The following is a 25,949-nucleotide window of genomic DNA, read 5'->3' as shown; positions in this document are numbered from 1 at the left end:
TATTGACGGCCTCATGGGGCCCCTCTATGTTCCCAGCTTGAGAGCGCTCTCAAGCGCGGCAATCACGGGCTCCTTCCCGCTATGGCCTGGGATATGAAAGTCGCGCTGCGTGGTGCTCCGTTCGCACGCCTCGCCTCCCTGCTGAAAGGGTCCCCATGGCAAGAGACAGTGCTCAGCCACCGAGAACCGCGCCGCGGCCCGCGGTCCTGCGGCGAGCCGCGGTGTTCCTCGCCGTCGCCGCCCTGCTCGGCGCCGTCCTCGCGGCCTTCGACTCCGCGGCGGCGAGAGCCGACACGGTCGGTGCGGGCAGTTACACCACCACGGCCCCGGGCCCGCTGCCCTCGGGGTGCGCGGACCTGTCCACCAATCCGCGCCACTGGGTGACGGCCGACGCCCCCTCGGGCGCCGTACCCACCAACGACTGGTGGTCGTCGATCCTGTGGAAACGCACCAACTGTGCCTACGGCGAGCCCCTGTTCGCCCAACCACTGGGTTTCCGGGCCCAGTCGGGCGGGCTGGGCGTCTCCTACAGCACCAAGCCGACGATCTCCGGCAGTGGCAAGGGCGTGGGGGAGTACCACTTCGACTACCGCGAGGACTTCGTCGCCGGCGTCTCCGGTCTGTCCGCCCCCGAGGTGAAGGTCGACGACTGGACCGACTGGACCGTCAGCCCCCTCCTCAGCGACGGCGCCCACACGCTGCGGGCGACCATCGGCTCGGGTCTGCCGTTCGTCCACTTCCGTGCGACGGGCGGTGACGCGCAGATCAAGGCCGCCTCCGACGCGACCGTGGACGTCTGGTCCCACGACGGGCCCATGATCGGCTACACCGTCCACGGACACGACTACGTCGCCTTCGCCCCCGGCGGCGCGACCTGGTCCGTCAGCGGCTCCACCCTGACCTCCTCGCTCGCGGGCAAGGACTACTTCTCGGTCGCCGTGCTGCCCACCACGTCGGCCACGTCGGCCGACGACCGGGCCGCCCTCGCGGCGGAGTACGCCAAGTACGCCTACGACGAGGTCACCGGTACGGCCGTGTCCTACCGCTACGACGAGGCGGACAGCACCGTCACGACCACGTACCGCCTCACCACCACCGCCCTCGAAGGGTCGGCGACCGGGACGGTCGCGGCGCTGCTGCCGCACCAGTGGCGGCACCTGTCCGACGGCAGCCCGCTGCCGCAGACCTATGTCTCCTCCCGGGGCCCGCTGAAGGTGCTCACCGGCGTCACGTCCTTCACGACGTCGATGGTCTTCCACGGAGTGCTTCCCGAGGTTCCGGCCGTCGCCGACGACTCCGGCGCGGACGCCACCACGCTGCAGGCGTACCTCGACGCGGAGAAGGCCGACCCGACCCGGCAGCAGAGCGACGACACCTACTGGACCGGCAAGGGCCTCGGACGCGCCGCACGACTGGCGGAGATCGCCGACCAGACCGGCAACACCGACGTCCGCGACGCCGCCCTGTCCGCGATCAGGTCCAAGCTCACGGACTGGTTCACCGCGTCGCAGGGCAAGACCGGCCACCAGTTCTACTACGACCGCAACTGGGGCACGCTGATCGGCTATCCGGCCTCCTACGGGTCCGACCAGGAGCTGAACGACCACCACTTCCACTACGGCTACTACATCGCCGCGGCCGCGACCCTCGCCAGGTTCGACCCCACCTGGGCCGACGCCGACCACTACGGCGGAATGGTCGACCTGCTCATCAGGGACGCCGACAACTACGACCGTGCGGACAAACGTTTCCCCTACCTCAGGGACTTCGACATCTACGCCGGCCACGACTGGGCCTCGGGCCACGGCTCGTTCGCCGCGGGCAACAACCAGGAGTCCTCGTCCGAGGGCATGAACTTCGACAACGCGCTCATCCAGTGGGGCGCCGCCACCGGCGACAAGACCGTCCGGGACGCGGGCATCTACATGTACACCACGCAGGCCGCCGCCATCGAGGACTACTGGTTCGACACCCACGACCAGGTCTACCCCGCCGACTTCCCGCACAAGGAGGTCGGCATGGTCTGGAGCAACGGCGGCGCCTACTCCACCTGGTTCTCCAGCGCCCCCGAGCAGATCCAGGGCATCAATCTGCTGCCGGTGACCGGTGGCCACCTCTACCTCGGCGACAACCCGGCCTACGTCAGGGCCAATTACCAGGAGATGCTGGACCAGGCCGGCAAGACCAAGCCCGGCATCTGGCCCGACATCTGGTACGAGTACCTCGCCCTCGGCGACGGCGACGCGGCCCTGGCCGACTTCCGCGCCGACAGCTCCCTCACCTCCGAGGAGGGCGAGAGCAAGGCCCACACCTTCCACTGGATCCGCAACCTCGCCGCCCTCGGCACCGTGGACACCGCCGTCACCGCCGACGATCCGCTGACCGCGGTCTTCACCAAGAACGGCGAACGCACCTACGTCGCCGCCAACCCGACCGCCACCGACACCACCGTGCACTTCTCCGACGGAACCACCGTGCAGGTGCCCGCGGGCAGGACGGTGACCGCCGGCGCCCACACCTGGAGCGGAGGCAGCGCACCCGGCGGCACGGGAGGACCCACCCCCACGCCCACGCCGACCCCCACCCCCACGCCGACCCCGACCCCCACGCCGTCCGGCGGCACGGGTTCGTCCCCCACCCTGCACCTGATGGATGACGGAACGCTGTCGGCTACCGCCGGGACCGCGGGCAGTGTGACGGTGGCGTCGGCCGACGGCGTCAACCACGACGGCAGCCCGTACAAACCGCTGACCTTCACGGCCTCCGGGATCGACCTGAAGTACGCCGGAGGCACCCTTCGCTTCGACCTCGCCGTCGACGCCGGGCGGACCGTCGGCAACGCGGTCCAGATGGAGGTGTCGTACGACTGCACGGGCGCGGGCTCATGGGACCGCGTCGAGACCTACCGGTACTTCGCGACCGACCCGCTCCCCGGCTGGGAGCACTACACCGAGAGCGCCGGCCTGGCCAAGGCGACCGGCACCCCCTGCGACCTGAAGAACGGAACCGTACGGGTCAGGGTCTGGAGCGCCCTGGGCACCACCCCCAGCACGCTGGACACCGGCGACCTGTCGACCGTCCGGCTGCCCTACGCCTGACGCGGGGCGCACGGCCGGAAACGGCGACGTCCGGGCCGCCCCCTGAGGGACGGCCCGGACGTCAGTGGCCCGGCTCGGTGACCGTGCGGATCAGGCGATGTCGAAGCGGTCCGCGTTCGACACCTTCACCCACGCCGCGACGAAGTCCTTGACGAACTTCTCCTTCGCGTCGTCGGCCGCGTAGACCTCGGCGAGGGCGCGCAGCTCGGAGTTCGAGCCGAAGACGAGGTCGGCACGGGTGCCGGTCCACTTCACCTCGCCGGTCGCGTCGTCACGGCCCTCGAAGGTCGTCTGGTCCTGCGAGGTCGACTTCCAGGTCGTGCCCAGGTCGAGCAGGTTGACGAAGAAGTCGTTGGTGAGCTTGCCGGGGGTCTCGGTGAGGACGCCGTGGGCGGTGCTCTGGTAGTTGGCGCCCAGCACCCGCAGACCGCCGACCAGGACGGTCATCTCCGGGGCGCTCAGGCCCAGCAGGTTCGCCTTGTCCAGCAGCAGGAACTCGGCCGGCAGGCGGTTGCCCTTGCCCAGGTAGTTGCGGAAGCCGTCGGCGGAGGGCTCCAGCGCGGCGAAGGACTCCGCGTCGGTGTGCTCGTCCGTGGCGTCCACGCGGCCCGGCGTGAAGGGCACCTCGATGTCGAAGCCGGCGTCCTTGGCGGCCTTCTCCACGGCGGCGGCACCGCCGAGGATGATCAGGTCGGCCAGGGAGACCTTCTTGGCGCCGGTGTTGAACCCGGCCTGGATGCCCTCCAGGACGCGCAGGACCTGAGCCAGCTTGTCGGGCTCGTTGACCTCCCAGCCGGCCTGCGGCTGCAGGCGGATGCGGGCGCCGTTGGCACCGCCGCGCTTGTCGCTGTTGCGGTAGGTGGAGGCGGACGCCCAGGCGGTGGTCACCAGCTGGGAGACCGTGAGGCCCGAGTCGAGCAGCTTGGCCTTGAGCGACGCGATGTCGGCGGCGTCGATGGGCTCGCCCTCGGCCTCCGGCAGCGGGTCCTGCCACAGCAGGGTCTCCTCCGGGACCTCCGGGCCGAGGTACAGCGCCTTCGGGCCCATGTCGCGGTGGGTCAGCTTGAACCAGGCGCGGGCGAAGGCCTTCGCGAACTCGTCCGGGTTCTCGTAGAAGCGGCGCGAGATCTGCTCGTAGACCGGGTCGAAGCGCAGCGACAGGTCGGTCGTGAGCATCGTCGGGAGGTGCTTCTTCGTCGCGTCGTGCGCGTCGGGGACGATCGCCTCGGCGTCCTTCGCGACCCACTGGTGGGCGCCGGCCGGGCTGGTGGTCAGCTCGTACTCGTACTCGAAGAGGTTCTTGAAGAACCCGTTGCTCCACTGGGTCGGCGTGGCGGTCCAGGTGACCTCCAGGCCGGAGGTGACCGTGTCGCCGGCCTTGCCGGTGCCGTAGGTGCTCTTCCAGCCCAGGCCCTGCTGCTCGATCGGGGCGGCCTCGGGCTCGGGGCCGACGTTGTCCGCCGGGCCGGCGCCGTGGGTCTTGCCGAAGGTGTGACCACCGGCGATGAGGGCGACGGTCTCCTCGTCGTTCATCGCCATGCGGCGGAAGGTCTCGCGGATGTCGCGGGCCGCGGCGATCGGGTCCGGGTTGCCGTTCGGGCCCTCGGGGTTGACGTAGATCAGACCCATCTGGACCGCGCCGAGCGGGCTCTCCAGGTCACGGTCGCCCGTGTAGCGCTGGTCGTCGAGCCAGACCTTCTCGGGACCCCAGTAGACGTCGTCCTCCGACTCCCAGACGTCCTCACGGCCACCGGCGAAGCCGAAGGTCTCGAAGCCCATGGTCTCCAGGGCGACGTTGCCGGCGAGGATCATCAGGTCGGCCCAGGACAGGCTCTTGCCGTACTTCTTCTTCACCGGCCACAGCAGACGGCGGGCCTTGTCCAGGTTGACGTTGTCGGGCCAGCTGTTGAGCGGGGCGAAGCGCTGCTGGCCGGCGCCGGCGCCGCCGCGGCCGTCGCTGATGCGGTAGGTGCCCGCGCTGTGCCAGGCCATACGGATCATCAGGGGGCCGTAGTTGCCGAAGTCGGCCGGCCACCAGTCCTTGGAGTCCGTCAGCACCTCGGCGATGTCGCGCTTGACCGCCGGGAGGTCGAGGCTCTGGAACGCAGCGGCGTAGTCGAACTCCTCACCGAGCGGATTGGCCACGGCGGGGTTCTTGGCAAGGATCTTCAGGTTGAGCCGCTCCGGCCACCACTGCTGGTTGCCCCCGCCCTGGGTCGGGTGCAGGGCGCGGTCGTGCGCCACCGGGCACTTGGCCTCTGCGGCGTTGTTCTCAGACATGGGAATCCTTCCGGGGTTGGTGCTCAGGCCGTGCGTGCGGAGGAACAGTCGGGGCACAGGCCCCAGTAGATGACCTCGGCCTCGTCGAGCGCGAAGCCGCGGTCGTCGGACGGGGTGAGACAAGGTGCGTGGCCGACCGCGCAGTCGACGTCGAAGACGGCGCCGCAGGACCGGCAGACGAGGTGGTGGTGGTTGTCACCGACCCTCCCCTCGAACCGGGCCGGGCTGCCGGGCGGCTCGATGCGCCGTACGAGGCCCGCGCCGGTCAGTGCGTGGAGTGCCTCGTACACCGCTTGAAGGGATATGTGGCCCACTCGCTCGCGCACACCCGAGGCGATCGTCTCGACGTCGAGGTGGTCACCCTCGCGGACGGTCTCGAGCAGTGCGACGCGTGCGGCCGTCACCCGCAGGCCGGCACCGCGGAGCTCCTCGGCGGTGGTCGGAAGCTGGGGTGAAGTCATGGGGATCAACCTACAGCCTTAAACACGAACGATTCAAGAAAGCGAACTGTGCAAGTTTGGTGGCGTGCCGTCGGGCCGACACCGGCCGCGGGCCCGCCGCAAGATCTCTCACAGCGCCCACCGCACCCCTGTGCGCCCGGTGTAACCCCTGATGACCGGCTCAGGAGACACCCGTGTAATGGGCATTTCGTACCGTCACGGAAGCTCCACCCGTACGGGACGATCATGAGAAGCAGGGGGTGCCCGTGGCCGCGCCGGACTCGCCGAACGCCGACACGAGGAAGGTGCGGACGGTCTGCTCCTACTGCGGTGTGGGCTGCGGCATCGTCCTCGACGTCTGCCTCGGGCCCGACGGACGCCGTACGGTCCTGAAGGCGTCCGGCGACAAGGACCACCCCGCGAACTTCGGACGGCTGTGCACCAAGGGGGCCACCACCGCCGACCTGCTCTCCGCTCCCGGGCGCCTGACCACGGCCCTGGTCCGGCCCGAGCGGGGAGCGGAACCCGTGCCGACCGGGGTCGCCGCGGCGATCACCGAGACCGCCCGGCGGCTGCGCGCCGTCGTCGACGAGCACGGACCCGACGCTCTCGCCTTCTACGTCTCCGGGCAGCTGGGCCTGGAGGCCCAGTACCTGGTGAACAAGCTGGCCAAGGGGTTCGTGCGGACCAACCGGATCGAGTCCAACTCCCGCCTGTGCATGGCCAGCGCGGGCACCGGCTACAAGCTCTCGCTCGGGGCCGACGGGCCGCCCGGGTCGTACCAGGACCTCGACCGCGCCGACGTCTTCCTCGTCATCGGCTCCAACATGGCCGACTGCCACCCGATCCTCTTCCTGCGCATGATGGACCGGGTGAAGTCGGCGGGCGCCAGGCTGATCGTCGTCGACCCGCGCCGCACCGCCACCGCCGAGAAGGCCGACCTGTTCCTGCAGATCGCGCCGGGCACCGATCTCGCCCTGCTCAACGGCCTGTTGCACCTGCTGCACGCGAACGGGCACACCGACCCCGACTTCATCGAGCGGCACACCGAGGGCTGGGAGGAGATGCCCGCCTTCCTCGCCGACTACCCGCCCGAGGTCGTCGCCGGCATCACCGGCATCCCGGAGGACGACATCCGCGAGGCCGCCCGGCTGATCGGCGAGGCGGGGGAGTGGACCAGCTGCTGGACGATGGGCCTCAACCAGTCCACGCACGGTACCTGGAACACCAACGCCCTGGTCAACCTGCATCTGGCGACGGGGGCCATCTGCCGTCCGGGCAGCGGCCCGTTCTCCCTCACCGGGCAGCCCAACGCCATGGGCGGCCGCGAGATGGGCTACATGGGGCCCGGTCTGCCCGGACAGCGGTCCGTGCTGGTCGACGAGGACCGGGCGTTCGCCGAGGAGGTGTGGGGACTGGAGGCGGGCGGTGTCCGCGCCGACGGCGTCGGCAGGGGCACCGTCGAGATGTTCCGGCAGATGACCGACGGCGAGATCAAGGCCTGCTGGATCATCTGCACCAACCCCGTCGCCTCCGTCGGCAACCGCAGGACGGTCATCGAGGGCCTGGAGGCCGCCGAGTTCGTCGTCACCCAGGACGTGTTCGCCGACACCGAGACCAACGCGTACGCGGACGTCGTCCTGCCCGGCGCCCTGTGGACCGAGACCGAGGGCGTCCTCGTCAACAGCGAGCGCAACCTCACCCTCGCCCGGCCCGCCACCGACCCGCCCGGCGAGGCCATGGCCGACTGGCGGATCATCGCGGCCGTCGCCCGGGAGATGGGCTACGAGCAGGACTTCTCGTACGACAGCGCCGAGGAGGTATTCGAGGAGATCAAGCGGTTCCGGAACCCGAAGACCGGGTGGGACCTGAGCGGGGTGACCTACGAGCGGCTGCGCGAGACCCCTGTGCAGTGGCCGGCGGCGAGCCAGGACGGGCCCGACCGCAACCCGATCAGGTACCTCGGCGAGGACGGCTCGCCGGTCTTCCCCACCGCGAGCGGGCGAGCCGCCTTCTTCGCCCGGCCGCACCTGCCGGCCGCCGAGATGCCGGACGACGACTACCCGTTCGTCCTCAACACCGGCCGTTTGCAGCACCAGTGGCACACGCTGACCAAGACGGCGAAGGTGGCCAAGCTGAACAAGCTGAACCCCGGCCCCTTCGTGGAACTGCATCCGCAGGACGCCGAACGCCTGCGGATCACCGACGGCGACTCGGTGGAGGTCGCCTCGCGGCGCGGCCGGGCCGTGCTGCCGGCGGTCGTCACCGACCGCGTCCGGCCCGGGAGTTGCTTCGCGCCCTTCCACTGGAACGACCTGTTCGGGGAGTACCTCAGCGTCAACGCCGTCACCGGCGACGCCGTCGACCCGCTCTCCTTCCAGCCGGAGTTGAAGGTGTGCGCGGTGTCCCTCACCAAGGTGCCGACGCCGGTCACGGTGCGAACACCGGCCGTGCGGACGGCGGTCGAACCCGCCGCCGTCGCCTACGGCTCCGATCCCTTCGGGCTCGAACCCGCGCCGCCGCCGGTGCTCACCGCCCAGGAACGCCAGTACCTCGTGGGGTTCCTCGCCGGCATCCCGGCCGGCGCGCCGGGCGTGCCCGTGCTGCCGCCCTCGGCGCCCTTCAGCCCCGAGCACGCGCTGTGGGTGAACGGCGTGCTGGCCGGCATGTACTCCCGCGGCACGGCATCCGCTCCGGCGCCGCCGGCGCCCGGCCGTGAGGTGGTGATCCTCTGGGCCTCGCAGACCGGCAACGCCGAGGACTTCGCGGCCGCCACCGCCGAGCGGCTCAAGACCGACGGCCACGCCGCCTCCGTGCTCGGCATGGACGAGGCCGACCCCGCGCTGCTGCCCGCCGGCGCGGACCTGCTGCTGATCACCAGCACCTTCGGCGACGGCGACGCACCGGACAACGGCGCCGGCTTCTGGGAGACCCTGGCCGCCGCCGACACCCCGCGCATGGAGGGACGGCGCTATGCCGTCCTGGCCTTCGGCGACTCCTCCTACGACGACTTCTGCGGCCACGGCCGCCGTCTCGACCGGCGGCTGGACGAACTGGGGGCGCTGCGCCTCGCCCCGCGCACCGACTGCGAGCCCGACTACGAGGACACGGCCCACGCCTGGCTCGACCGGATCCTGACCGCACTGTCCGAAGCACCCGCCCCGGCGCCCGCCCCCGCGGCGGTGCCCGCCCCGGCCCCCGCGTCCACCCTCGCCCCGCCGTCCGCCGCGCCCCGCCCGGCGCGCGTGAGGAAGCCCGCCCCCGTCGTCGCCCGCCTCACCGGCAACCGTCTCCTGAGCCTCCCCGGTGCCGGCAAGGAGGTCCGCCGGTTCACCTTCGACACCCGCGACAGCGAGATCCCGCTGCTGTACGAAGCGGGCGACGCACTCGGCGTACAGCCGCTCAACTCCCGTGCGCTGGTGGCGGAGTGGCTGACGGTCACCGGACTGGACGCGGACGCGGCCGTCGAGGTCGGCGGCGTCGGCGAGGTCGCCCTGGGCGAAGCCCTCTCACGACACCTCGACATCACCCGGATCACGCCCGGACTGCTCCGCTTCGCCGCCGAACGCGCGCGCGACTCACGGGAGTTGAAGAAGCTCCTGCGTCCCGACAACAAGGGTGAGCTGGCCCGGTGGTCCTGGGGCCGGCAGGCCGTCGACGTGATCGCCGAGCACGGGGTGCGGGCCACCGCGCAGGAGTGGGCCGAGGTGCTGGGACGCCTCCAGCCGCGCCTGTACTCCATATCGTCCAGCCCGCTGACCGACCCCCACCTGGTCTCCCTCACCGTCTCCGTCGTCCGCTACGAGAACCTGGCCGGCCGCCCCCGCCAGGGCGTCTGCTCGCCCTTCCTGGCCGACGCCGAGACCGGCACCCCGGTTCCGGTCCACGTCCAGCGCTCCGCCCACTTCCGCCCGCCGGCCGACCCCGCCACCCCGATGGTCATGGTCGGCCCCGGCACCGGCGTCGCCCCCTTCATGGGCTTCCTGGAGCAGCGCCGCGCCCTCGGCCACCGGGGCCCCAACTGGCTGTTCTTCGGCGAGCAGCACCGGGCCACCGACTTCTACTACGAGCAGGAGCTCACGGCGTTCCTGGCCGACGGCACGCTCGACCGCCTCGACACCGCCTTCTCCCGCGACCAGCGCGTCAAGGTCTACGTCCAGGACCGCATGCGCGAACACGGGCCGCTGCTGTGGTCGTGGCTGCGGGACGGCGCCCACTTCTACGTCTGCGGCGACGCGTCCCGCATGGCCAAGGACGTCGACCGGGCGCTGCGGGACATCGCCCAGGTGCACGGCGGACTGGACGAGGCGGGGGCGGCGGCGTACGTCAAGCAGCTCGCGGCCGACAAGAGGTACGTCCGGGACGTCTACTGACTACGCTGGGTGCATGCGTGACCTGGCGGAGACAGCACGGCGGTGGGCGGCCGAAGGCCGGGCGGCGGTGCTCGCGCGGCCCCTCACCGAGCGCGGGTTCGGGGCGCGGCAGCCGGCCGACGCGATGCTGATCGACTCGGACGGGCAGTACACCGGGCGGCTGTACCGGGGCGCCTTCGACCAGCGGATCGTCGCCGAGGCCTGCGCGGTGCCGCCCGGCCACACCGCCCGCGTGTGCGAGGTGGGCGTGCACCAGGAGGGCGTGGCGCGGGCGGGGCTGACCTGCGGGGGACAGGCCGAGATCCTGCTCCAGCCGCTGGGCGCCGTCCCGCCCCGCTGGTGGCAGCTGCTCGCGGCGGGGGCCGACGTGGCGCTGGTGACCTGGCTGGACGAGGGGCGCACGCACGCAGTCAGCACCGTAGTGACACCGCAGGAGGCGGTCGACGGGCCGGACGTCCCGCCGCAGGCGGCCGTGCAGGCGCGCTCGCTGCTCGGCCGTCATCGCGCCGGACGCGAGGTGCACGCGGCCGACGCCGGGCTCGTCCTCGTCGAGACCTGCCCGGCCGTCCCGCACCTCGTCGTCGTGGGCGGTGGCGAGCTCGCCGAACTCCTCGTCGCCCAGGCCGGGTTGCTCGGCTGGCAGGCCACCGTGACGGGCGTCGGGCGCGACGCCGAGGAACTCCTCGCCGAGCATCCCGCCGCCGCCTGTCTGATCATGCTCAGTCACGATCCCGACGTGGACGTGCCCACCCTGCGCACCGCCCTGACCAGGGGCGTCCCGTACGTCGGCGCCCTGGGTTCCCGCCACACCCAGGCCCGCCGCGCCGCCGCCCTGCTCCGCACGGGCCTGACCGATTCCGATCTGACCCGGGTGCACGGCCCCATCGGCCTGGACATCGGTGCCCGCACCCCGGCGGAGACGGCACTGGCGATCTGCGCCGAGGTACTGGCGGCGCTCGGCGGGTGACCGCGAGCACGAGAGGCGAGGAAGAGGGGCCGGCTAGTGCCGGCCCCTCGGAATGCGTCAGCCCTTGCCGAGGAGCTTGTTCATCTCCGTGATCTCGGCGGTCTGCGCGTCGACGATGTCACCGGCCATGGACTTGGCGGGGCCGTAGGAGCCCTTGGCCTTCTCCGTCCCGGCCATCGCCACGGCACCCTTGTGGTGCTCGATCATCATGGTCAGGAACATCGAGTCGAAATCCTTGCCGGACATCTTCTTCAGCCCGGCCATGTCCTTGGCGTCCATCATCCCGGGCATCGACGAGTGGCCCATCCCGGGCATCCCCGAGGACATGCCCATGCCCCAGCTCTTCAGCCAGCCGTTCATGGTGCGGATCTCCGGGTCCTGCGCCTTCTCGATGCGCGAGGCGAGGTCCTTGACCTGCGGCGAGGAGGCCCGGCCGGCCGCGAGACGGGCCATCTCCAGGGCCTGCTGGTGGTGGGGGATCATGCCCTGCGCGAAGGCCATGTCCTGGTCGTTGTGAGCGGCGGCGCCCGACGAGGCCGAGGCCGAGGCGGAGGCGTGGTGGCCGCCGCTCCCGCTGTCGCCGCCGCCGTCGTTGCCGCAGCCGGCCAGGACGAGGGCCGCGGTGACGGCCGTGGCCACCAGGGCGGTACGGCGGACCAGAGACGTACGAGTGTTGCGCATGCTGGAACTCCTGCTGTGCGAAGTGAGTGCTGACGTGCCGGAGCGCACCGCGGCGCCGGTTCGCGGTCGCGGTACGGGGCGCGTCTAGATCCGCAGGAGTTGGAGTTCCGCCAGGGAGGGCGGGGCGCGTGCCGCGTCCGGTGCCGTCCCCGCGTACGGGTGAACGATGTCGGCGGGCCCGGGGGCGGCCATCGGGTCCGGTGCCAGTGCCGGGAGCGTCGGTCCGCCGCTCACCGCGGCCGACGCACAGATCTGGTCGGCGTGCCGGGCATGGCCGCCGCCGCAGTCGTCGTCCACGCAGCTGTCGTGCGAGACGGCCGTCACCGTCATGTGCCGGGAGACGGAGTGCGCCTCGACGGAGCCGCCGGGGGCCAGGCCGTGCATGCCGAACAGCCCGGCCAGCAGGGCGAGCACCACAAACGCCCGCCACCGCACGGAGGGCGGTGGCGTGGGGCGTTGCTGTGCGCGGGCTGTCACGGCGCTCATGTTACGCAGACCGCCGCGGCCGCGCGGACGGTGACCCATGATCGGCCGAAAGGGCACCGCGGGATGAACGCACCGGTGAAGCCGGCCGTATCCATACGACGGACAGCAGACCGACCCTTTCGGAACTCCCCTTGCCCATCAGGCCGTTCGACCGAGCCGACCGCCGCCGCGGTCCCCGCACAGGCCGTCCGCCTGTGGATTTCCGGCCCATACCTGTGGGCTCGGGGATCCGCCCGGCAGGCCCGGCGCGTCGCGTGACAGGATCGGGCGCCATGACGGCGTCTGCTCCGGTCCGCGGGCTGCGCGCGGCGGTGTTCGCCGCGCTGTGCGTGCTGCTCGCCGTCGGCGGGCACGCGCTGGCGATCGGGACGACGCCACCCGTGTGGGTGCAGGCCGCCGGATTCGCGCCGGTCTTCGCCGCCGGGTGCCTGCTGGGCGGCCGGCAGCGGTCCCTGGGCGCCATCGGCGCCGGGACGCTCCTCGCCCAGGGCGGGCTGCACCTCGCCTTCGACGCCGTGGCACCGCACCCGACGATGATCATGCACGGCATGCGCATGTCCCACGCGCACACCGTGACACCGCACGCCGGCGCCGCACACGTCGTCGCCGCCCTGGTGCTGACCTGGTGGCTCGGACGCGGCGAGGCCGCCGTGTGGTCGCTGCTCCGCCGCACCGCCGCACTGGTGCCGGGCCTGCGGGCCTGGTGGCGGGTGCGCGGCGGTGCCGGTCTCGTGCCGGACCCGCGGGACGTCGTACGCCCGTACACGTGGGACGCGCGGCCGCCGCGGCGGACGCCGCTGCGGCACACGGTGCAGCGGCGCGGGCCGCCACCGGGGACTCCGTACCCGATCTGATCACCGACCCACTTCCCCAGTACGGAGATTCACCCACCCATGTCCTCAGTACGCGCCACCCTGCGCCGCGCCGGAACCGTCACCGCCCTGGCCGCCGCCGGGCTGCTCGCCGCGGCGGGCATCGCCTCCGCGCACGTCACCGTCCACCCCGAGAGCTACGCCAAGGGCGCCACGGACGGCGTCCTGACCTTCCGCGTCCCCAACGAGGAGGACGGTGCCGGCACCACCAAGGTGCAGGTCTATCTGCCCACCGACCACCCGCTGCTCGGCGTGCTCGTCTCCCCGCAGGACGGCTGGACGGCGAAGGTCACCAACACCAAGCTCAAGAAGCCGGTCAAGACCGACGACGGCACCATCACCGACGCCGTCTCCGAGATCACCTGGACCGGCGGCAGGATCGACCCCGGCCACTACGCGGACTTCAACGTGGCCTTCGGTCAACTTCCCGATGACACGGACCAGTTGGTCTTCAAGACGCTGCAGACCTACTCCGACGGCAAGACCACCCGCTGGATCGAGCAGCCCGCGCAGGGCGACGAGGAGCCGGAGAGCCCGGCACCGGTGCTGAAGCTGACCGCCAAGGGCACCGACGTGGGCGCCAGTGGCACGACCCCGCTGCCGGAGAGTTCGAAGAGCTCCGCGAGCACCGAGTCCAAGGCGTCGGCCACCGACTCGACCGCGCGCGGACTCGGCGTCGCCGGACTCGTCGTCGGCGTACTGGGGCTGGCGGCGGCCGGCTTCGCGCTCGCACGCGGCCGCAACGGCGGTGCTCGTCCCGAGTAGCGAACGCGTCGCCTCTTCCTCATGGCCCGGAGTCAGGCTGTGAGTTGAGCGCGATGCCTGTGGGTTTCCGTACCTTCCGCCGACGGCCGGATTCCCGGTGCGAGGATGAGGCGCCATGACAGCAGGGTGGTGTGCACGCACGTCACGGGCCGCGGTGTTCGCGGCCGTCTGCGTGCTGCTCGCCGCCCTGGCGCACGAGCTGATGTCCGGCGGCCGGGTGCCCGGGTGGGCCCTGGCCGCCGGCGCGGCCGCGACCGGCGCCGCCGGCTGGTGCCTGGCGGGCCGGGAACGCGGCCCCGCGCTGATCGTGCCCGTCGTCGTCGGCGCCCAGGCGGTCCTGCACTCGGCGTTCTCCTACGCGCGGTCGGCGACGCCGGAGAGCGGCGGCCACGCGGCGGACTACGTGGCCGCCATGCACATGAGCGGCGGGAACTCCGCGGTCTCCGTGGGCGCCATGCATATGAGCGGCGGGAAGTCCGCGGCCGTCATGGGCGCGATGGACATGAGCGGCGGGAACTCCGCGGCCCCCATGGGCGCCATGGACATGAGCAGCCAGGGCTCCATGGGCGGGATGCACATGGACCACGCCGTCGGCGGCTCCCCGTCCCTCGGCATGCTCGCCGCGCACCTGCTGGCCGCCCTGCTGTGCGGTCTGTGGCTGGCGCACGGCGAGCGGGCCGCCTTCCGCGTCCTGCGCGCCGTCGGGGCCCGGCTGGCCGCACCCCTGCGACTGCCGCTCGCCCCGCCGCCGACCCCGCACCACCCCCTCCCGCGCTTCGGCCGCCCACGCTCCGACCGGGCGCCGCGCCTGCTTCTCCTCGTCCACGCGATCACCTCTCGGGGACCACCGGTGGGGACCGCTGTCGCCTGACGACAGCCGGAACCTCCCACCCACTCACCCGAGAAGGACATCGGATGATCACCCCTGCCCTGCCTGCGGCATGCCCGAAAAGAACCAGCCCACGTGCCGAGTCGGCCGCGCTCGACGAGGCGACGACGGCCTGGGCGCTGGCCGCGCGAGCCGGTGACCCGGACGCCGTGGAGCACTTCGTACGCGCGCTGCACCGCGACGTCCTGCGCTACGTCGCCCACCTGTGCGCCGATCCGCAGGCCGTCGACGACCTGGCCCAGGAGACCTTCCTGCGCCCCCTCGGCAGCCTGCACCGTTTCGAGGGCCGCTGCTCGGCCCGCGCCTGGCTGCTGTCCATCGCCCGCCGCGCGGTGATCGACGGCTACCGCCGCGCCTCGGCCAGGCCCCGCCTGGCGGACCGCCCGGACTGGCAGCTGGCGGCCGAACACGCCCAGCCCAGGGGCCTGCCGGGCTTCGACGACGGCATCGTCCTCCTGGACCTGCTCGCCGCCCTCCCGGACGAACGGCGCCAGGCCTTCGTCCTCACCCAGCTGCTGGGACTGCCGTACGCGGAGGCGGCGGCGCTGAGCGGCTGCCCGGAGGGAACGGTCCGCTCCAGGGTGGCCAGAGCACGGGCCACCCTGGCGGGTGAGCTGCAGCTCGCCTAGCCGCCGCCTCCTCGGGTCACGTCACCGGCGCAGGCCTCGTACCAGGCCCGCCGCGACTCCCGCGACGCCCGCGCCGACCCCGCCGAGCGCCAGGGTCCTGCCCAGGCGCCCCGGCGGGGCGGGCCGGGTCTCGGGACCGACGCCGTACGCGCTGCCGTACCGCCCGTCCGGCAGGGCCGAGGCGAGCAGTTCCGCCACGTGCACCGCCTCGTGGCCGCCGCTGTCGAACTCGTGCACCTGGGTGCGGCAGCTGAACCCGTCCGCGAGCACCACGGTCGACGCGTCCTCCTTTCGCAGCCGCGGCAGCAGCACCCGCTCGGCACACGCCTCGCTGACCTCCAAGTGCCCTCGTTCGAAGCCGAAGTTGCCCGCCAGCCCGCAGCAGCCGGACTCCAGGCGCTCGACGTCCACGCCGGCCCGCCGCAGCAACTCCTGGTCGGAGTCCCAGCCGAGCACCGCGTGCTGGTGGCAGTGCACCTGGGCCACCGCCCGCGCCGACCGGTCCGGCACCTGGGGCGGCTCGTAGCCGGGGCTGTGGTCGACGAGCAGTTCCGCGAGCGTCACCGTCTGATCACTCAGCCGGCGCACGTCCCGGTCGCCGGGGAACAGGTCGCCCATGTCCGACCGGAAGACGGTGGAGCAGCTCGGTTCCATCCCGACCACGAGTCCGCCGGCCCGCACATGCCCCGCGAGCGCCCGCACGGTCCGCTTCAACACCCGCTCGGCAACGCTTAGTTGACCGGTCGAGATCCATGTCAGGCCACAACACAGCGGTTCCTGCGGCAGCACCACCCGCCATCCGGCCCGCTCCATCAGCTCCACGGCGGCCTGACCGATGTGCGGGTGGAAGAAGTTGGTGAAGGTGTCCGGCCACAGCAGTACGCTCCCGCGCGTCCCGTCGCCGTAGGTCTCCCGCCGTCCCGCGAACCACTGCTGCAGGGTCCGGCGCGCGAACAGCGGCACCTCCCGGTTCTCGACCCCGGCGACGGCGACGGCGGCCCTGGACAGCCCCGGCGTGTGGGTGAGCGCGTTGACGGCCGGCCCGAGCCGGGCGCGGCCGACGGCCTGGGCCACGGCCGGCAGCCAGCCCATCGACCAGTCGGAGCGCGGCCTGCGCCAGGGCCGCCCCGCGTAGTGGTGGGAGAGGAACTCCGCCTTGTAGGTGGCCATGTCGACGTCGGCCGGGCAGTCCTTCTTGCAGCCCTTGCAGGCCAGGCAGAGGTCGAGCGCGTCCCGTACCGCCTCCGACCGCCAGCCGTCCCGGATCGCGCTGTCCCCGTGCCCGTCGAGCATCTCGAACAGCAGCCGGGCCCGGCCCCGCGTCGAGTGCTCCTCCTCGCGGGTGACCTGGTAGGAGGGGCACATCACCGAGCCGCCCGCGTTGGTGAGCTGCCGGCACTTGCCCACGCCCACGCAGCGGTTGGCGGCCTGCGCGAACGTCCCGCCGTCGCCGGGGAAGCGGAAGTGCAGGTCGCGTTCGACGTACGGCGCCCAGTCGCCGCCGAGGCGGAGGTTCTCGTCGAGCCGGTAGGGGGCCACCACCTTGCCGGGGTTCATCCGGTCGAGCGGGTCGAAGACGGCCTTGAGCCGCCCGAACGCCTCGACGAGATCGTCCCCGAACATCCGCCCCAGCAACTCGCCCCGGCTCTGTCCGTCGCCGTGCTCCCCGGAGAAGGACCCGCCGAACTCGACGACCAGGTCCGCAGCCCGCTCCATGAACCGGCGGTAGGTGGCCACGCCGTCCGCGCTGTACAGGTCGAAGGGGATACGGGTGTGCACGCAGCCCTGCCCGAAGTGGCCGTAGAGACTGGGCCCGGTGTCGCTGAGGTAGCCGAACTCGTCGTACAGGCGGCGCAGTCGGCGCAGATAGTCGCCGAGCCGGTCCGGCGGCACCGCCGAGTCCTCCCAGCCCTCGAAGGTGTCCGGCCTGCCGGGGATGTGCGCGGTGGCGCCGAGTCCGGCCTCCCGGACCTGCCACAACTCGTCCTCGTGGGTGGGGTCGTCGAGGAAGGCGACGTCGGCGTCGTGCTCGGACTCGTGCAGTCCCTCCAGCATCCGGTGTGCCGCCTCGTCGGCCTCCTCGGCCGTGTCCCCGCCGAACTGCACCATCAAGAAGGCGTTCCCCTTGGGCAGTTCGGCGCGCGCCTTCGGGTTGAGGCCCTTGATCCGCTCGTCCTTCAGCAGCAGCGCGTCGACGCCCTCCAGCGCGATCGGCTCGTACGGCAGGATCGTCGGTACGGCGTCGGCGGCAACGGAGATCTCCGGGAACCCGAGGACCACCAGCGTCCGTTCCCGCACCACCGGCACCAGTTCCAGCTCCGCCCGCAGGACGGTGACCAGCGTCGACTCGCTGCCGACGAGGAGTCCGGCCACGTCGAAGCCGTGCTCGGGAAGCAGCGAGTCCAGGTTGTAGCCGGAGACCCGGCGCGGGATGTCCGGGTAGCGGCGGCGCACCTCGTCGCCGTACCGGTCCCGCAAGGCCCTCAACCGCCGGTAGACGGCGGCCCGCAGGTCGCCCTGCCGCTCGATCTCGGCGTACTCCTCGTCGCTGGTCTGCCCGCACCAGAAGCGGGTGCCGTCGTAGAGCAGCACCTCCAGGCGGGCGATGTTGTCGACGACCTTGCCGTACGCCTGCGCGGTGGCGCCGCAGGAGTTGTTGCCGATCATGCCGCCGAGGCAGCAGTTGGCGTGGGTCGCGGGCTCGGGGCCGAACCGCAGCCCGTGCGGCGCGAGTCGGCGGTTGAGGTCGTCCAGGACGATGCCGGGCTGGACGACACAGGTGCGGGCGTCCGGGTCCACGGACTCCAGCCGGTTGCAGTACTTGGACCAGTCGATCACCACGGCCGTGTTGGTGCACTGCCCGGCCAGGCTGGTCCCGCCGCCCCGCGACAGCACGGGCGCGTCGTGCTCACGCGCCACGGCCACCGCCTCGGCGGCGGCCTCGGGCGTACGGGGCACGACCACGCCGATCGGGGTCTGCCGGAAGTTCGAGGCATCGGTGGCGTACGCGGCCCGGCTCCCGGCGTCGAAGCGCACCTCTCCGTCGACCCGGTCGCGCAACGCGGCCTCGAGCCTCGGCGAGTCGGCGGGGGGCGCCGCGCCCTCGCGACGCACGACAGGTTCGGGCAGGTCCAGCGCGCCCATGGCGCCCTCCTTCGGACACGGCACAGCGGCACGGGACCGCCGGGTACCCGGGCCGCGGAGGGCCATCCGTCCCGCCGCTACGCCTCCTCGGCCTCCCCGGCGAGCTCCGGCATCAGTCCGCGCATGGCTTCGCGCTGGTCGGGGCCCATCACGTGGCTCAAGGCCCGGGTGACCGTCTCGGCGAGCGCGCCGGAAGCCTCCCGCAGCAGCCGGCGGGCCTTGTCGGTGAGGGCGACCTCGATGCCCCGCTTGTCGCCGCAGACCGACTTGCGGGTGACGAGCCCGGCGTGCTGGAGGCAGGCAATCTGGTAGGTGAGCCGGGTCTTGGGGCGGCCCAGGAGCTCGGCGACGCGCGTCATGCGCAGGCCCGATGCCGGCTGTTCGGCGAGCAGGCACAGGATCAGGAACTCGTCGTGGGAGACGTCCAGCCGGTCCTTGACGACCGAGCGCAGCTCCTGCTCGACCGCGCCCATGGCCGCGAGCATCACCATCCAGGCCCGCAGCTCCCTGGGCAGTAGTCCGCCGTCCCGCATGGAGGGGCATTCGGGCAGGTCGGTGAGGTGCTCGTCGGGGTCGGCCATGGGTCGAGTCTACCCATTGTCCATTTTTGGACGAGGTGGTTGTCCAGATTTGGATAATGGGCTAGCGTGCCAGTCATCCAAATTTGAACCACCAGGACCCGCCAGGTGGCCCGCCCGCGCTCCCAGGAGAAGACCATGACCGTCGCCGTCGAAACCGGTGTCTGGCAGCTCGACGCCGCCGCCTCCACCGTCGCCCTGCGCCACAAGACGATGTGGGGCCTGGTCACCGTGAAAGGCACCTTCGGTGTCGTCGGAGGCCGGGGCGAGGTGAGCGCCGACGGGACCGCCGCCGGAACGATCACGCTCGACGCCGCGTCCCTCGACACCAAGCACAAGAAGCGCGACGAGCACCTGCGCTCGGCCGACTTCTTCGACGTGACGAACCACCCCGAGATCACCTTCGCCGTCCGCGACGCCCAGGTGCGCTCCGGCGACACCGTCGAGGTGTCCGGTCAGCTGACCGTGCGCGGCGTCAGCCGCCCGCAGTCCGTCACCGCCCGCCTGGTGGACGCCGGCGCCGGCGCGCTGACCCTGGAGACGGAGTTCACCGTGGACCGCGCCGAGTTCGGGCTCGGCTGGAACCAGATGGGCATGATGCGCGGCCCGGCGACGGTCACCGCCACGCTCCGCTTCGTGCGCTCGGCCGCCTGACGCCGGTCAGCGGGACCGGCCGGACCGCCCGGTCCCGCCGCCGTGGTGGCCGTCCACGCGCAGATGCACGTCGCTGCTCGACAGCGTCTGCGGGTCGGCGGTGAACACCCGCAGCCGGAGCCGGGCGTGCGGCCCCGGCAGGGCGAACCCGCCGTGGGCCGGCCGGATCACGTAGTCGGCCGTGGTGTGCGCGGGCAGGCTGGCCGGGCCCCGCAGGGTCGTCCAGTACTGCCGCAGCCCCTGCCCCACGGTGAGCATGAAGTGCGGTTCGAGGGCGCTGTCGTCGGTGTTGGTGACCCGCAGGGTCAGCCGGGTCAGGACGTTCGCGTCCTTCGCGGTCCGGCGTACGGCGGCGATCTCCGTCCTGAGCGGCGGCTTTCCCGTGACGGCCACGACGGCGCTGACCAGCGCCGGGGCGACCAGCAGCACGGCTGTCGCGATCAGCGCCGGACGCCGCCGCCGGCCGGTCAGCAGCCGCGGGCGCGGCTGCCAGGCCCGGGCGAACTCCGTCGGGGGCGCCGTGATGGCGGCCGCCAGCCACAGCGGGGTCATCATCAGGTAGTAGCCGTCCTGGGAGCGGGTCGCCAGGTAGAACGCGCACCACGGCAGCACGGTCGCCGCCGGACCCAGCCGGCGCATGAACAGCACCAGCAGCCCCAGCAGGGCCACGGCCAGCAGCATGCTCGCGTGCCCGTACCAGTCGAGCCGGTCGCTGCCGTGCGTGTAGTACAGCGACATCCCGACCAGGCCCTGCCCGTGCAGCGTCGCCCCCTGGATCAGCGGCAGCGCGATACCGGTGGCCCAGGTGCCCGGCTCGCTCACGACGAAGTACGTGTTGATCAGCAGCCAGACGATCGCGGCGACGCCCACGATCCGCGCCACCACCAGCGCCGCGGCCCGCCCGCCGAGCTCGCCCCGGCGCAGCGCGTAGATCCCGGCCAGCAGGAACGGCGCCAGGAACCAGGGAAGCTGCTGCGCCGCGCACGCCGCGCCCAGACACGCCGCCCTGGCCACGCCGGACGCCCCCAGGCGCCCGCCCAGCCCGATCCGCGGCCAGCGCACCACCACCGGGATCAGCAGCGCCAGCGCGGTGATCCCCGGGTAGCCCTCACGGGCGTAGGTGGGCAGGAAGCCGAAGCCGAGGCACGCCATCGTGGCCGCCGATCGCCACTGCGCGGGCAGCATCCGCCACAGCACGACCGTGCCCGCGATCAGTGCGCCCGTGCTCACGGCCGTCGCCGGGGCGCCCCCGTGGCCGATCCACAACAGGGGCGCGGTGAGCAGCGGGGCGAGCGGGGGGTAGCCGTAGGTGAAGTCGTAGCCGCCGTTGAACGTCGTGGTCAGGGCGATGCCCTTGGTGAACAGCCATGGCCACGGCTGCCCGTAGACCGGATGGCCCGCGGCCAGTTCCCGGGCCGCCTGGGTGGTCAGGACGGCCTCGTCCGAGCCGCCGTGGTTCATCGCCCACGCGCACAGGGCGAGCGCCACGGCGGTCACCAGTACGACGGCGTCCAGCCGCATGAGCGAACTCGCCCGGCGCACGACGAGCGTCAGCACGCCGCTCACGAGGATCGCGGCGTAGCACACCGATATGACCGCGGCGACGGCCGGGCGGTGGCTCTCTGCCTGCGTCCAGATCGCGCGGGTGCCGATGAAGAGGCTGATGTCGGCGAGCAACGTCAGGACGCGGTGCCACTGCGCGGGCTGTTCCGGGAGGGCGGACACCGCCGACTGCGTCCGCCGACCGGGTGTCACCTGCTTCATTTCTGCCAAGTGCACGTCATCGGACGCTAGACCCGCCCGGTGAGCGGGGTGTGGCCGGAGGTGAAGAGTCCGGTGTGAGCCCGGTAAGACCTGGAATGTGTGGCTGGATGCGTCCCGTGGGGCAGTCGCGGACCGTGTCGCTGTTGGGCCGAACGGGTGACTTGGCGTAAGAATTGGCTGATGCAGGTATCGAAGGCGAGTCAGTTCGGGGGGAACCGGTGAACAGGTACGACGTCACCGATGAGCAGTGGGAGGGGCTCGCCCAGGTCGTGCCGTTGCGGGGCCGGGACGCCTGGCCGTCCGCGGTGGACCACCGCTCGCTCCCGGAAGCGGTCACCGAGCCGCGCCGCCGCTTCGTCGTCCTGCGGGTCAACGTCTTCGGCGACGCCCGCGAGGTCGCCGAGACCCTGATGGCCGGCATCCCGGTCCTCCTCGACCTCAGCGGCGCGGAGACGGAGGTCGCCAAGCGCGTCCTCGACTTCAGCACCGGAGTCGTCTTCGGCCTGGCGAGCGGCATGCACCGCGTCGACCGCAACGTGTTCCTCCTCACCCCGGCCGGCACGGAGGTGACGGGCCTGATGGAGAGCGCGGGAGTCTCCGGCGGTTGACCCAGGGGTCGCCAGGGGTCGGTGATCTGTCGCCCGTTCGTGGGAAGCGTGTGGAGGTGGAACGGTTCCCCGGATCGTGGAGCCGTACGGTCCGGGCATGAGCGTGTCATCTGTGTCACCGGAGCCGGGCAGCCCTCTGCCACCGCTCTCCGACCGGCCCGCGGTGGCCCGCCCCTGCCTCACCGAACTGCGGCTGTCCGCCTTCGCCGGTCACCGCGGCGCGCGGTTCGCGATCGGGCCCGTCACCCTGTTCGCCGGGCCCAGCGGCTGCGGAAAGACCACCGCGTTACGGGCGTACGAGGCGCTCGCCCGGCTCGGCGGCGGAGCGCCCGTCGCCGAGGTGTTCCCCGACCCGGGTGCCTGCGTGCCCGACCGGGCCCGGCCCGACGCCCAGCGCCGCCGCGGCTTCCGCATCGGCTGCACGGCCGACGGCCCCGAGGGACCGGTCCGGCTCGACGTCGCCGTACAGGCCGAGCCCGAACTGCGCATCGTGGGGGAGCGCCTGACCTCCGGCGGCCTGGTCCTGCTGGAGACCGCCCTGCGCGACCCCGCCCGCCGTGTCGTCCAGGCCGCCTGGCACACGGCCGGCGCGACCCCGGTGACCCGCGCCCCGCTGCCCGACGACCGGCTCGGCACGGCGCTGCTGCCGCTGCGCGTGGCCGGCAAGACCGACGGACAGCGCCAAGTGCTCGCCGCCGCCGAACAGATGGTCGTCGCCCTGCGCTCCGTCTTCGCCTGCGACCCCCGCCCCGGCCGCATGCGCCTCCCGGTGCCGACGGCCTCCGGCCGGCTCCTGCCCGGCTGCGACAACCTCGCCGACGTCCTGTGGCGCACCCGCGCCGAGTGCGGGCGCCGGCACGCGCAGCTCGTCGCCGCGGTGCGCGCCGGATGCGCCGGGACGGTCACCGACGTACTCGCCGAACCGCTCGGCGACGGCACGGTCCGCGGCCTGCTCGACCGGGGCGACGGCTACCGGACGGCCTTCGAGCGGCTGGGCGACGGCGAACTGCGCTACGTCGCCCTCGCCCTGGTCCTGCTGACCGGCCCGGGCGTGCTGGAGGTGGACGCGGCCGGCGAGGTGCCCGCCGCGATGCAGACGCTCACCGTCCTCGCCGACGCCTTCGACCGGTCACTGGACCCGTGCCAGCGCCGTGAACTGCTGCGGCTGGCCGCGCGCATGGGGCAACGGGGGCACATCCGCGTGGTCGCCGGGGTCGGCGACGCGTCATGGACCGCCGGGGCCGACGGGGTCACGGTGGTACACCTGGAGCCGTGAACGATCCTTCGCGCGAACCCCTCGACGTGGCGAAACTGCAGCGCAGGCTCGCCGACTTCGCCGCCGCCCGCAACTGGCAGCCGTACCACACCCCCAAGAACCTGGTGGCCGCGCTCAGCGTGGAGGCCTCCGAACTGGTCGAGATCTTCCAGTGGCTGACGCCGGAGGAGTCGGCCCGGGTGATGGACGACCCCGGCACCGCGCACCGGGTCACCGACGAAGTGGCCGACGTCCTCGCCTACTTGCTCCAGCTCTGCCACGTCCTGGACATCGACCCCCTCGCGGCACTCGACGCCAAGATCGACCGCAACGAGCGGCGGTTCCCGGCGCCGTAAGGAGCCGTTCGATCCGTTTTCACTCTCCGCAGTCAAAATCCCGTCCGAAACCGATTTGTTGTCCACAGATTTCCGCCCACCTCTGGCTTTTCGTCCCGCAGCCCCTCACTCTGGGTAGTGGACAACGGAGTTCGGGCGGACGGACGCGTGGGCAGCGCGTCAAGACGGACGGGGGCAGCGCATGGACGCTGTTCGGCTCATCGTGACCAGCAGGCGCGCCCTGGCGATGGGCGGCGGTACGCCGGAGATCCTGACGGAGGTGTGGCAGGCGCAGGCCCTGGCCCAGGCGATAGGCAGCCGCCTCGCGGTCGCCGGACCGCCCGAACTGCGCGGCGAGGCACTGGGGTTGACCGAGCTGGCGGGCCGCGGCTGCGGCGTCCTGGACACCCCGCGGCTCGCCCAGGGCGACCTGCGCGCGGCCCAGCTGACCGAACTGGGCGACGCCCGCCAGGCCCTGCTCTGCCTCGGCGGCCTCCTCGGCGAGGTCGGCATCGCCCTGGTGGGCCTCGCCTGCGCCGCGGACGACGAGGCCACCTACTGGCAGTGCATGGAGGCCATCGACGCGGCCGACGAGTCCCGGGACCGGGTGCGGGACATGCTCCGCAAACTGGCGGAGGGGGAGCAGCGGCTGCCCGAGAGAGAGGCGGGCTAGAAGCCGGACCCCCGCCCCGCGGGGCGGACCTGGACCTCGCCGTCCTCGGCGCCGCGGCCGGCCGACTGGAGGTCGGCGTCCAGGGCGGACAGATCCGCGTTCAGGGCCGCCATCAGCTCCTCCATCTGCTGCAGCAGGCCCTTCGGCCGGCCGGAGCTCCCGCCCTGCGGCGGCACCGTTGACTCTTCGGACATTGACGGCCTCCTCGGCCCCCGGCCCCGCAACAACAGAGGCCGACACGGGTGACGCCCCGGCGAGGACCGACCGGTGCGGGCGCCGGGCGGTCCGGCTCCGCACGAGCAACGATCACCCCCGGGCCCGGTCACTGGCGCGGGCACCCCCCGCGCACCGCGTTGACGCGATTTCACCCGACCGGGGACGGGAGTGACGGCGGGTACCGGTGCGGTCGACCGGCACGAAGGTGTGCAGGATAGATGTATGGACCTGCGCATCTTCACCGAGCCCCAGCAAGGGGCCACCTACGACACCCTGCTCACCGTGGCGAAGGCCACCGAGGACCTCGGATTCGACGCGTTCTTCCGCTCCGACCACTACCTGAGGATGGGCGACGGCGACGGCCTGCCCGGCCCCACCGACGCCTGGATCACCCTCGCCGGACTCGCCCGCGAGACCAAGCGCATCCGCCTGGGTACCCTGATGACCGCCGCCACCTTCCGCCTCCCCGGCGTCCTCGCCATCCAGGTCGCGCAGGTCGACCAGATGTCCGGCGGCCGCGTCGAACTCGGCATCGGCGCCGGCTGGTTCGAGCAGGAGCACAAGGCCTACGGCATCCCGTTCCCCAAGGAGAAGTTCTCCCGCCTGGAGGAGCAGCTGGCCGTCGTCACCGGCCTGTGGCAGACGAAGCCCGGCGACACCTTCGACTTCCACGGAACCCACTACGACCTCACCGACTCGCCCGCCCTGCCCAAGCCCGCCCAGGCGAAGATCCCCGTCCTGATCGGCGGCCACGGCCCCACCCGCACCCCGCGCCTGGCCGCCCGTTACGCCGACGAGTTCAACATGCCGTTCGCCTCGGTCGAGGACAGCGAGCGCCAGTTCGCCCGCGTCCGCGCCGCCGCCGAGGAAGCCGGCCGCCAGGGCGACGACCTCGTCTACTCCAACGCCCTCGTCGTCTGCGTCGGAAAGGACGACCAGGAGGTCGCCCGCCGGGCCGCCGCCATCGGCCGCGAGGTCGACGAGCTCAAGGCCAACGGCCTGGCCGGCACCCCGTCCGAGGTCGTCGACAAGATCGGCCGCTACGCCGCCGTCGGCGCGAGCCGTCTGTACCTCCAGGTCCTCGACCTGGACGACCTGGACCACCTGGAGCTGATCTCCGCCCAGGTCCAGTCGCAGCTGTCGTGACCTGAGGAAATAAACCGGGGCGCCGGCCGGGCGCCGTGTGCGAAGGTGGGAGCGTCGTCCTGCCGAGCCCCCAGGATCACCCTTCCTGGGGGCTTT

Annotated in this window: 21 protein-coding genes; 13 read left to right on the top strand and 8 right to left on the bottom strand. The window is 72.3% G+C overall.

The window, feature by feature from the left end; all coding sequences use genetic code 11:
• The first annotated feature begins 155 nt into the window (after nucleotides 1–155).
• The gene (locus tag ACIGDI_RS29420; protein WP_399902768.1) at nucleotides 156–3,098 is read left to right on the top strand and encodes a glycosyl hydrolase; all 2,943 of its coding nucleotides are present in this window, start codon (nucleotides 156–158) and stop codon (nucleotides 3,096–3,098) included.
• A gap of 90 nt (nucleotides 3,099–3,188) precedes the next feature.
• Here ACIGDI_RS29420 and katG read toward each other — a convergent pair whose 3' ends face one another.
• Together katG and ACIGDI_RS29410 are read right to left on the bottom strand one after the other, a co-directional pair.
• Entirely contained in the window at nucleotides 3,189–5,378 is a 2,190-nt protein-coding gene (gene katG / locus ACIGDI_RS29415) for a catalase/peroxidase HPI (RefSeq protein ID WP_399902765.1), read from the bottom strand.
• A 23-nt stretch (nucleotides 5,379–5,401) separates the two neighbouring features.
• Nucleotides 5,402–5,839, bottom strand: coding sequence for a Fur family transcriptional regulator (locus ACIGDI_RS29410; RefSeq protein ID WP_142143199.1), 438 nt, complete (start codon nucleotides 5,837–5,839; stop codon nucleotides 5,402–5,404).
• A 245-nt stretch (nucleotides 5,840–6,084) separates the two neighbouring features.
• On the opposite strand from ACIGDI_RS29410, the gene ACIGDI_RS29405 reads away from it, so the two are divergent.
• Together ACIGDI_RS29405 and ACIGDI_RS29400 are read left to right on the top strand one after the other, a co-directional pair.
• Nucleotides 6,085–10,191: a molybdopterin-dependent oxidoreductase gene (locus ACIGDI_RS29405; RefSeq protein ID WP_399902762.1), complete on the top strand. Its 4,107-nt coding sequence runs from the start codon at nucleotides 6,085–6,087 to the stop codon at nucleotides 10,189–10,191.
• Between the two features lie 13 nt (nucleotides 10,192–10,204).
• Nucleotides 10,205–11,158 (top strand): XdhC family protein, encoded by a 954-nt coding sequence (locus ACIGDI_RS29400; protein WP_399902760.1) that lies wholly within the window; start codon nucleotides 10,205–10,207, stop codon nucleotides 11,156–11,158.
• Between the two features lie 57 nt (nucleotides 11,159–11,215).
• Here the strand turns inward: ACIGDI_RS29400 and ACIGDI_RS29395 are convergent, their stop codons facing one another.
• Both ACIGDI_RS29395 and ACIGDI_RS29390 read right to left on the bottom strand, forming a co-directional pair.
• Nucleotides 11,216–11,839 carry a DUF305 domain-containing protein gene (locus ACIGDI_RS29395; RefSeq protein WP_399902757.1) on the bottom strand — a complete coding sequence of 208 codons (624 nt, stop codon included), beginning with the start codon at nucleotides 11,837–11,839 and terminating at the stop codon, nucleotides 11,216–11,218.
• A gap of 84 nt (nucleotides 11,840–11,923) precedes the next feature.
• Nucleotides 11,924–12,325: a DUF6153 family protein gene (locus ACIGDI_RS29390; RefSeq protein ID WP_399902754.1), complete on the bottom strand. Its 402-nt coding sequence runs from the start codon at nucleotides 12,323–12,325 to the stop codon at nucleotides 11,924–11,926.
• A 272-nt stretch (nucleotides 12,326–12,597) separates the two neighbouring features.
• On the opposite strand from ACIGDI_RS29390, the gene ACIGDI_RS29385 reads away from it, so the two are divergent.
• From ACIGDI_RS29385 to ACIGDI_RS29370, 4 genes are all read left to right on the top strand, one after another.
• Nucleotides 12,598–13,179, top strand: a complete 582-nt coding sequence (locus tag ACIGDI_RS29385) for a hypothetical protein (protein WP_399902751.1) — start codon at nucleotides 12,598–12,600, stop codon at nucleotides 13,177–13,179.
• 39 nt (nucleotides 13,180–13,218) lie between these two features.
• Entirely contained in the window at nucleotides 13,219–13,962 is a 744-nt protein-coding gene (locus ACIGDI_RS29380) for a YcnI family protein (RefSeq protein WP_399902748.1), read from the top strand.
• 115 nt (nucleotides 13,963–14,077) lie between these two features.
• Nucleotides 14,078–14,833, top strand: a complete 756-nt coding sequence (locus tag ACIGDI_RS29375; protein WP_399902745.1) for a hypothetical protein — start codon at nucleotides 14,078–14,080, stop codon at nucleotides 14,831–14,833.
• Between the two features lie 44 nt (nucleotides 14,834–14,877).
• Nucleotides 14,878–15,480 (top strand): sigma-70 family RNA polymerase sigma factor, encoded by a 603-nt coding sequence (locus ACIGDI_RS29370; protein WP_399902743.1) that lies wholly within the window; start codon nucleotides 14,878–14,880, stop codon nucleotides 15,478–15,480.
• Nucleotides 15,481–15,501: 21 nt separating this feature from the next.
• Here the strand turns inward: ACIGDI_RS29370 and ACIGDI_RS29365 are convergent, their stop codons facing one another.
• Both ACIGDI_RS29365 and ACIGDI_RS29360 read right to left on the bottom strand, forming a co-directional pair.
• Nucleotides 15,502–18,624 (bottom strand): FAD-binding and (Fe-S)-binding domain-containing protein, encoded by a 3,123-nt coding sequence (locus ACIGDI_RS29365; RefSeq protein ID WP_399902741.1) that lies wholly within the window; start codon nucleotides 18,622–18,624, stop codon nucleotides 15,502–15,504.
• A gap of 77 nt (nucleotides 18,625–18,701) precedes the next feature.
• Nucleotides 18,702–19,205, bottom strand: coding sequence for a MarR family winged helix-turn-helix transcriptional regulator (locus ACIGDI_RS29360; protein WP_399902738.1), 504 nt, complete (start codon nucleotides 19,203–19,205; stop codon nucleotides 18,702–18,704).
• Between the two features lie 135 nt (nucleotides 19,206–19,340).
• Here ACIGDI_RS29360 and ACIGDI_RS29355 point away from each other — a divergent pair, with 135 nt between their 5' ends.
• Nucleotides 19,341–19,856, top strand: a complete 516-nt coding sequence (locus tag ACIGDI_RS29355; RefSeq protein WP_399902735.1) for a YceI family protein — start codon at nucleotides 19,341–19,343, stop codon at nucleotides 19,854–19,856.
• 6 nt (nucleotides 19,857–19,862) lie between these two features.
• On the opposite strand, the gene ACIGDI_RS29350 is transcribed toward ACIGDI_RS29355, so the two are convergent.
• On the bottom strand, nucleotides 19,863–21,620 hold the full coding sequence (locus ACIGDI_RS29350) for a hypothetical protein (RefSeq protein ID WP_399902732.1): 1,758 nt from the start codon (nucleotides 21,618–21,620) through the stop codon (nucleotides 19,863–19,865).
• 218 nt (nucleotides 21,621–21,838) lie between these two features.
• Here ACIGDI_RS29350 and ACIGDI_RS29345 point away from each other — a divergent pair, with 218 nt between their 5' ends.
• From ACIGDI_RS29345 to ACIGDI_RS29330, 4 genes are all read left to right on the top strand, one after another.
• Nucleotides 21,839–22,228 carry a cell division protein SepF gene (locus ACIGDI_RS29345; RefSeq protein ID WP_399902729.1) on the top strand — a complete coding sequence of 130 codons (390 nt, stop codon included), beginning with the start codon at nucleotides 21,839–21,841 and terminating at the stop codon, nucleotides 22,226–22,228.
• Between the two features lie 97 nt (nucleotides 22,229–22,325).
• Nucleotides 22,326–23,504, top strand: coding sequence for an ATP-binding protein (locus tag ACIGDI_RS29340; RefSeq protein ID WP_399902727.1), 1,179 nt, complete (start codon nucleotides 22,326–22,328; stop codon nucleotides 23,502–23,504).
• Nucleotides 23,456–23,839 carry a nucleotide pyrophosphohydrolase gene (locus ACIGDI_RS29335; protein WP_272176340.1) on the top strand — a complete coding sequence of 128 codons (384 nt, stop codon included), beginning with the start codon at nucleotides 23,456–23,458 and terminating at the stop codon, nucleotides 23,837–23,839. Before ACIGDI_RS29340 ends, ACIGDI_RS29335 begins: the two co-directional genes overlap by 49 nt.
• A 181-nt stretch (nucleotides 23,840–24,020) precedes the next feature.
• On the top strand, nucleotides 24,021–24,491 hold the full coding sequence (locus ACIGDI_RS29330) for a DUF6099 family protein (RefSeq protein ID WP_399902724.1): 471 nt from the start codon (nucleotides 24,021–24,023) through the stop codon (nucleotides 24,489–24,491).
• On the opposite strand, the gene ACIGDI_RS29325 is transcribed toward ACIGDI_RS29330, so the two are convergent.
• Nucleotides 24,488–24,685, bottom strand: coding sequence for a hypothetical protein (locus ACIGDI_RS29325; protein WP_399902721.1), 198 nt, complete (start codon nucleotides 24,683–24,685; stop codon nucleotides 24,488–24,490). The genes ACIGDI_RS29330 and ACIGDI_RS29325 overlap by 4 nt on opposite strands.
• Before the next feature lie 244 nt (nucleotides 24,686–24,929).
• Between ACIGDI_RS29325 and ACIGDI_RS29320 the strand changes: the two genes are divergently transcribed.
• Nucleotides 24,930–25,853, top strand: a complete 924-nt coding sequence (locus ACIGDI_RS29320) for an LLM class F420-dependent oxidoreductase (RefSeq protein WP_399902718.1) — start codon at nucleotides 24,930–24,932, stop codon at nucleotides 25,851–25,853.
• Nucleotides 25,854–25,949: the final 96 nt, after the last annotated feature.

This window comes from Streptomyces sp. NPDC085900, from assembly GCF_044540925.1.
Lineage (GTDB): Bacteria > Actinomycetota > Actinomycetes > Streptomycetales > Streptomycetaceae > Streptomyces > Streptomyces gilvifuscus.
This window is presented reverse-complemented; position numbering and strand designations above follow the sequence as displayed.